Origin of the sequence: Streptomyces sp. NPDC005866, assembly GCF_040629895.1 — a bacterium.
Taxonomy (GTDB): domain Bacteria; phylum Actinomycetota; class Actinomycetes; order Streptomycetales; family Streptomycetaceae; genus Streptomyces.
The window spans coordinates 96020-102882 of the sequence record NZ_JBEXWP010000033.1; the positions used below are offsets into that span (position 1 = coordinate 96020).

General features: G+C 70.6%; 5 protein-coding genes and 1 tRNA gene. 3 read left to right on the forward strand and 3 right to left on the reverse strand.

Translation table 11 applies throughout. From position 1 onward, the window contains the following. Window positions 1-49 precede the first annotated feature (49 nt). Window positions 50-949, reverse strand: a complete 900-nt coding sequence (locus tag ABZ396_RS35865) for a Bax inhibitor-1/YccA family protein (protein WP_358926999.1) — start codon at window positions 947-949, stop codon at window positions 50-52. Between the two features lie 195 nt (window positions 950-1144). Next, a complete protein-coding gene (locus ABZ396_RS35870; protein WP_359186740.1) occupies window positions 1145-2323 on the reverse strand; it encodes a 4-hydroxybenzoate 3-monooxygenase in 1179 nt (392 codons plus the stop codon). Window positions 2324-2567: 244 nt separating this feature from the next. Here ABZ396_RS35870 and ABZ396_RS35875 point away from each other — a divergent pair, with 244 nt between their 5' ends. Then, complete coding sequence (locus tag ABZ396_RS35875; RefSeq protein ID WP_358927057.1) at window positions 2568-2930, forward strand: hypothetical protein; 363 nt, start codon at window positions 2568-2570, stop codon at window positions 2928-2930. A 51-nt stretch (window positions 2931-2981) separates the two neighbouring features. On the opposite strand, the gene ABZ396_RS35880 is transcribed toward ABZ396_RS35875, so the two are convergent. Beyond that, window positions 2982-3064, reverse strand: a tRNA-Leu gene (locus ABZ396_RS35880). Between the two features lie 422 nt (window positions 3065-3486). Between ABZ396_RS35880 and ABZ396_RS35885 the strand changes: the two genes are divergently transcribed. After that, window positions 3487-4260, forward strand: coding sequence for an ABC transporter ATP-binding protein (locus ABZ396_RS35885; RefSeq protein WP_358927058.1), 774 nt, complete (start codon window positions 3487-3489; stop codon window positions 4258-4260). After that, window positions 4260-6788: an FtsX-like permease family protein gene (locus tag ABZ396_RS35890; protein WP_358927059.1), complete on the forward strand. Its 2529-nt coding sequence runs from the start codon at window positions 4260-4262 to the stop codon at window positions 6786-6788. Before ABZ396_RS35885 ends, ABZ396_RS35890 begins: the two co-directional genes overlap by 1 nt. Window positions 6789-6863: the final 75 nt, after the last annotated feature.

Here is a 6863-nt window from a genome sequence, read left to right on the forward strand (position 1 = left end):
AGGGCCCCGGGGCGGTGCCCCGGGGCCCTTCTCGGCTCGTATGCGGCGGCTAGTCGTTACTGCTGAAGATCGCCACCAGGCGCAGCATCTCGACGTAGATCCACACCAGCGTCAGGGTGAGGCCGAAGGCGGCCAGCCAGGCCTCCTTCTTCGGGGCGCCGTACGCGATGCCGTCCTCGATCTGCTTGAAGTCGAGGGTCAGGAAGAACGCGCCGAGCAGGATCGCGATGATGCCGACGATCGCACCGAGCGGACCGAAGCTGCGCAGCCCGCCGTTGCCGGCGACGCCGAACGCGACCAGCAGCAGGTTGACCGCCATCACCAGCACGAAGGCGATGGCGATGGCCATGCCGATGCGGGCGTAGCGGGCGGTGACGCGGATCCAGCCGGCCTTGTAGACCAGCAGGGTCGCGGCCGAGACCGCCATGGTGCCGAGGACCGCCTGGAACGGGGCGCCGCTCCACTGGCTGTTGTACATCTCGCTGATCACGCCGAGGAAGACGCCCTCGAAGGCGGCGTATCCCAGGATCAGCGCGGGCACCGGGGTGCGCTTGAAGCTCTGGATCAGCGCCAGGACCATCGCGACGATCGCGGAGCCGAAGGCCAGGCCGTAGCTGGTGCTCGAGACCGGCAGCAGTGCCCAGGCGAGGACCGCGCCGACGAGGACCGTGCCGAGCGTCATGCCCGAGCGCATGACGACGTCGTCCATCGTCATCCGGCCGGTGGAGGCCGGGGCCTGCGGCGGGGCGCCCTGCTGGACGTCCTGCTGGGCGTAGGGGTTGTGCGCGTACGGGTTCTGCGCGTACGGGGTGCCGCCCTGGGCGTACGGGTTGCCACCGGCGTAGGGGGTGCCCTGTGCGTACCCGGCCTGCGGCGCGGTGTTGAAGCCCGCGTAGCCGTTGTCGCGGCTGAACCCCCGTCGCGAGAAGACCGGGTTACTGCTCCTCATTTCACTCCTCCATGGCCACCCTGCGTGGCCTTGGCATCAAGGGTAATGGATTGGCAAAAGACTGACCCTAGTACCTGGGGAGGATCTTTCCCCCACCGTGCTGCGCAACACGCTACGCGGACCCCTGATTCCCGGCCATGGAGGGCTTCATTCCATGACCAAGCCGCTACATGACCGGAACCGGCCGGAGATGCCTCAGGCGTCCAGGGGGAAGCCCGTGTACGCCTCCGCCAGGTCGGTCTCGGCCGCCCGGCAGGAGGCGAGCCGGCCGAGCCGGGCCAACTGGAGCCGGGCGTCGAAGGGGGTGTCCTCGGGGCCGCGGTGGAGCAGGGTCGTCATGTCGTACGAGAACCGCTCGGCCTGCCAGACGCGGCGCAGACAGGTCGCCGAGTAGGTCTCGAGGAGCTCGGGCGAGCCGGTCTCCTTGTCGTGGCCGAGGGCGCGGGCGAGGGTGACGACGTCACCGACGGCGAGGTTCAGCCCCTTGGCGCCGGTCGGCGGCACGATGTGGGCGGCGTCCCCGGCGAGGAAGACCCGGCCGTGCCGCATGGGCTCATGGACGTACGACCGCATGGGTGTGACCGACTTCTGGGTGATCGGCCCGCGCTCCAGCCGCCAGTCGTCGCCGGTCTCGAAGCGCCGCTCCAGTTCGTCCCAGATGGCGTCGTCGCTCCACTCCTCGGCGTCGGTGCCGGCCGGCACCTGGAGGTAGAGGCGGGAGACGGACAGGGAGCGCATCGACAGGAGGGCGAAGCCGCGCTCGTGGCGGGCGTAGACCAGCTCGTCGTGGGAGGGGGCGACATCGGCGAGGATGCCCAGCCACGCGTAGGGGTACGTGCGCTCGAAGACCCGGGAGAGGGACTCGGGGAACGCGGTGCGGGCCACCCCCCAGAAGCCGTCGCAGCCGACGACGTACTGGCACTCCAGCACGTCCTCCCGCCCCTGGTGCCGGAACCGCACCCGCGGCCGCTCGCTCTCGGCGCCCTCCACCGCCAGCGCCTCCGCTTCGAAGAGCAGCGGGCCGCCCTCCTTGAGCTGGAGGGCGATGAGGTCCTTGCAGACCTCGGTCTGGGCGTAGACCGTCACGGACCGCCCGCCGGTGAGCCCGGGGAAGTCCACGCGGTGGCGCTGTTTCGCGAACCGCAGCTCGATGCCGTCGTGACGCAGGCCCTCGCGGTCCATGCGCTCCCCGGCGCCGGCCGCGCGCAGCACGTCCACCGTGCCCTGCTCCAGGATCCCGGCGCGCTGGCGGTGCTCGACGTAGGACCGGTCGCGGCTCTCCAGGACGACCGAGTCGATGCCGGCGTTGTGCAGCAGCCGGGCGAGCAGGAGCCCGGCGGGTCCGGCTCCGATGATGCCGACGGTGGTGCGCATCGGTCGTTCCTTCCATGGACGGGGCGCCGTTGCCCGGTTCGGAGACTACGGGGTTCGCATGGTGAAACTTCCTTCACCTGATTTCCCGAGTCTCCGTCCGGGCTTACCCCCTGTCAATGGCCCTACCCGGGGTCCCTCGGCGCGCGCGGCCGGCCGCCCGGCCCGCAGAAGGCGGTGGCGCGGGCCGGGCGGCCGGTGCGGGGGTCGGCGGGGCCGGGGTCATCGGGCCCCGCCGGCCGTCCAGGTGGCGGTGCAGGGTGGCGCCGGTCCGCTGGTCGCCCTTCGGGGCGTTGGCGACCGCGCCGTGCAGGACGGTGCCGACCTCGGCGGCGCACCCGTCGGCCCGCGTGCGCGGGTCGGCGGCCGGCAGGGTGGAGCAGGTCAGCTCGTCGAGCCGACGGTGCCCGTGGTCCTGCTCTCCGGGGAAGTGCCCGAGGTCCTCACCGACGCGTCGGTCACCGAACTCCTGGACCCGCCGGCCGCCATCCTGGACGCCGGCGAACTCGCCCTCTTCGAGGAATGCCCGCACGCTCTGCGCCGCAACGGGATGCGCACGGGCCGCCGCGTCGAGGTCGACGGAGCGGTCCTGACGGTCCGTGAGGGATGAGCCGTCGCTCCGAGGGGCGAGCCGAAGCCGCCCACGAGAGGGCGCGGGAAGTGCCCGGAACCGGACTTGAACCGGTACGCCCGCGAGGGGCAGCGAGGTTTAAGCTCGCCGTGTCTGCATTCCACCATCCGGGCAGGCCATGGGCTCCGCTACGAGATTCTGAGCCTATCGGGAGGCGTCCCCCGAACAGCGGGCGGACGACCCGATGTTGTCTTATTTTATTGACGTCTGAGGGTGCATCAGCCGCCGGAACGAGCCATCCGCACTTGCCAATAGCGTTACGCGCGGTGGGGGCACGCGTACGGGGAATGACGGAATTTCACCGTCCGAACAAGGTGGCTCCACCTGTTCTCGACGGGTGGGAGCGACCGGCTCCGGGGCCGGCGATCCGGTCGGCCTAAGGGTCCGCCGTCATCCCCAGGTATGACACCGCGCTCTCCGGTCCCCCCTTGGTCGCCCCCCGGAACCAGAACTGCGGCTGACTACACGGGCCCGTACGGCCGGGACGATGGTGACGTCCCCATGAAAGCCGTCGTCCCGACAGGAGCGCCCTTCCGTGCCCACCACACCCATCGCCGACCGGCGGACCACCTCCGTGGCCGCTCGCGCCACGGAGCTGTCCAAGATCTATGGCCAGGGCGAGACCCAGGTGGTCGCCCTGGACCGCGTCACCGTCGAGTTCCGGCAGGCCGAGTTCACCGCGATCATGGGGCCGTCCGGCTCCGGCAAGTCCACGCTGATGCACTGTGTGGCCGGCCTCGACAGCTTCTCCTCCGGTTCGGTGCGGATCGGCGACACCGAACTGGGATCCCTGAAGGACAAGCAGCTGACCAAGCTGCGCCGGGACAAGATCGGGTTCATCTTCCAGGCGTTCAACCTGCTGCCGACGCTGACGGCCCTGGAGAACATCACCCTCCCGATGGACATCGCGGGGCGGAAACCGGACAAGCAGTGGCTCGACAGCGTCATCGGGATGGTCGGGCTGAAGGACCGGCTGAGCCACCGGCCCTCGCAGCTCTCCGGCGGCCAGCAGCAGCGTGTCGCCGTCGCCCGCGCGCTCGCCTCCCGGCCGGACATCATCTTCGGTGACGAGCCGACCGGGAACCTGGACTCCCGCTCCGGCGCCGAGGTGCTGGGCTTCCTGCGCAACTCGGTGCGCGAACTGGGCCAGACGGTGGTCATGGTGACCCACGACCCGGTCGCCGCGGCCTACGCCGACCGGGTGGTGTTCCTCGCCGACGGCCGGATCGTCGACGAGATGTACCGGCCCACGGCCGACGGCGTCCTCGACTTCATGAAGCAGTTCGACGCGAAGGGCCGCACCAGCTGATGTTCCGCACCGCCCTGCGCAACGTACTCGCGCACAAGGCCCGGCTGCTGATGACCGTGCTCGCCGTGATGCTCGGCGTCGCGTTCGTCTCCGGCACCCTCGTCTTCACCAACACCATCTCGGACGCCTACCAGAACAGCTCCGCCAAGGGCTTCGCCGGCGTCGACGTGGCCATCCAGGCCAAGTACCAGGATTCCAAGGGCGACAAGGTCGGCAAGACGCCCGACCTGACCCAGGCCCTGCTCGACAAGGCGGCGAAGGTCCCCGGGGCCGCCTCCGCCACGGGCGTCGTCTCCGGCTTCACCGCGATCGCCGACAAGGACGGCAAGCTGATCGGCGGCGGCTGGCAGTCCGAGGGCGGCAACTACTGGGGCACCAAGGACGCCCGCTACCCGCTGGTCGGCGGCCACGCGCCGAGCGGCGCGAACGAGGTGCTGATCGACTCCAAGACCGCCGAGCGGGCCGGCTACAAGGTCGGCGACACCGTGCGCATCTCGGTCGACGGCCCCGTCCTCACGCCGACCGTCGCCGGAATCTTCACCACGGACGACGGCAATGTCGCGGCCGGCGGCAGCCTCGCCCTGTTCGACACGGCGACCGCACAGCAGCTGTTCGGCAAGAAGGGCACGTACGACGAGATCGACGTGACCGCGAAGTCCGGCGCCGGTCAGGCCGCCCTCAAGTCCCAGCTGGACCGGGCGCTGCCGAAGAAGCTCGTGGAGACCACCACCGGCCAGAAGCTCGCCGACGACCAGGCGAAGGCCATCGCCGACGGCATGAGCGGACTGCGTCAGGGCCTGCTGGTCTTCGCCGGCATCGCCCTGTTCGTGGGCACCTTCATCATCGCCAACACCTTCACCATGCTGGTCGCCCAGCGCACCAAGGAGCTGGCGCTGCTGCGCGCGGTGGGCGCCTCCCGCCGCCAGGTGACCCGCTCGGTGCTGATCGAGGCGTTGGTGGTCGGCGCGGTGGCCGGTGTCGCCGGTCTGGTCGCCGGCATCGGTATCGGCGCCGGACTGCGGGTGCTGCTGGGCTCGTTCGGCGCGAGCGTCCCGGACGGCCCGCTGGTCGTCAGCCCCGGCACGGTGGCCGCCGCGCTCGCCGTCGGCGTCGTCATCACCATGCTGGCCGCCTGGCTGCCCGGCCGCCGGGCCGCGAAGATCCCGCCGGTCGCCGCGATGAGCGCGCTCCACTCGGCCCCGACCACCAAGTCGCTGGTGCTGCGCAACACGATCGGTGCCCTGTTCTCGGCGGCGGGCGTGGCGGTGATCCTGGCGGCGACGACGATGAAGGGCTCCGACGGCCAGGCGCCGATGGGCCTGGGCGCCGTACTCCTCATCATCGGCGTGTTCGTCCTGACCCCGCTGCTGTCCCGTCCGCTGATCGCGGCCGCCGCCCCGCTGCTGCGCGGGTTCGGCGTCTCCGGGAAGCTCGCCCGGCAGAACTCGGTGCGCAACCCGCGCCGTACCGCCGCCACCGCCTCGGCGCTGATGATCGGCCTGACCCTGATCACCGGCATGACGGTGATGGCGGGCAGCCTGCAGAAGTCGATCGACAAGATGGCGAGCGCGGCGATCCGCGCGGACTACGTCGTCTCGATGGCCAACGGCAACCCGCTCTCCCCCGACGTGGCGAAGAAGCTCGCGACCGCCGACGGGGTGACCGCCAGCAGCCCGCTGCGCAACGCGGTCTCCCGGATCGACGGCGACACCGAGGTCATCACCGGCGTCGACGGCTCGGCGATCGGCCAGCTGACCGACCTCACGGTCGACAGCGGCTCGTTCAAGGTCGGCGGCCCGGACGCGGTCGTGGACGACGACACGGCCAAGTCGCACGGCTGGAAGGCGGGTTCGGGCTTCACCGTCCACTACGCGGACGGCAAGGCGCAGAAGCTGACGGTCGCCGGGGTCTACCAGGGCAACGAGATGATCCGCGGGATCATGCTCGACAACGCCACCCTCACCCCGCACGAGACCGACCCCGCCGACATGCAGGTCATGGTCAAGACCGCGGACGGCGCGTCGGTCGCGGCCAAGGACAAGCTGGAGAAGGTCCTCGGCTCCAACCCGGCGATCAAGGTCCAGGACAAGCAGGACCTCTCCGACTCCATCGCACAGGCGTTCACGCTGATCCTGAACATGGTCTACGGCCTGCTCGCGATGGCGGTGATCGTCGCGGTCCTCGGTGTCGTCAACACCCTGGCCATGTCGGTGTTCGAACGGCAGCAGGAGATCGGCATGCTCCGCGCGATCGGCCTGGACCGCAAGGCGGTCAAGCGGATGGTCCGTCTGGAGTCCCTGGTCATCTCGCTCTTCGGCGGGGTGCTCGGCCTCGGCCTGGGCGTGTTCTTCGGCTGGGCGGCCGGCCGGCTGGTGGGCTCTCAGATGCCGACGTACGAACTGGTCCTGCCGTGGGCCAGGATGGCGTTCTTCCTGCTGCTGGCCGGCGGGGTCGGCGTCCTGGCGGCCCTGTGGCCGGCCCGGCGCGCGGCGCGGCTGAACATGCTGGCGGCGATCAAGTCCGAGTAGCGGACCACTTCTTCGCCACGTTCGACAAGTTCGGCGCGGTGGCCTCGCGGCACCCGGGCAAGCTGCTCGCCGAGG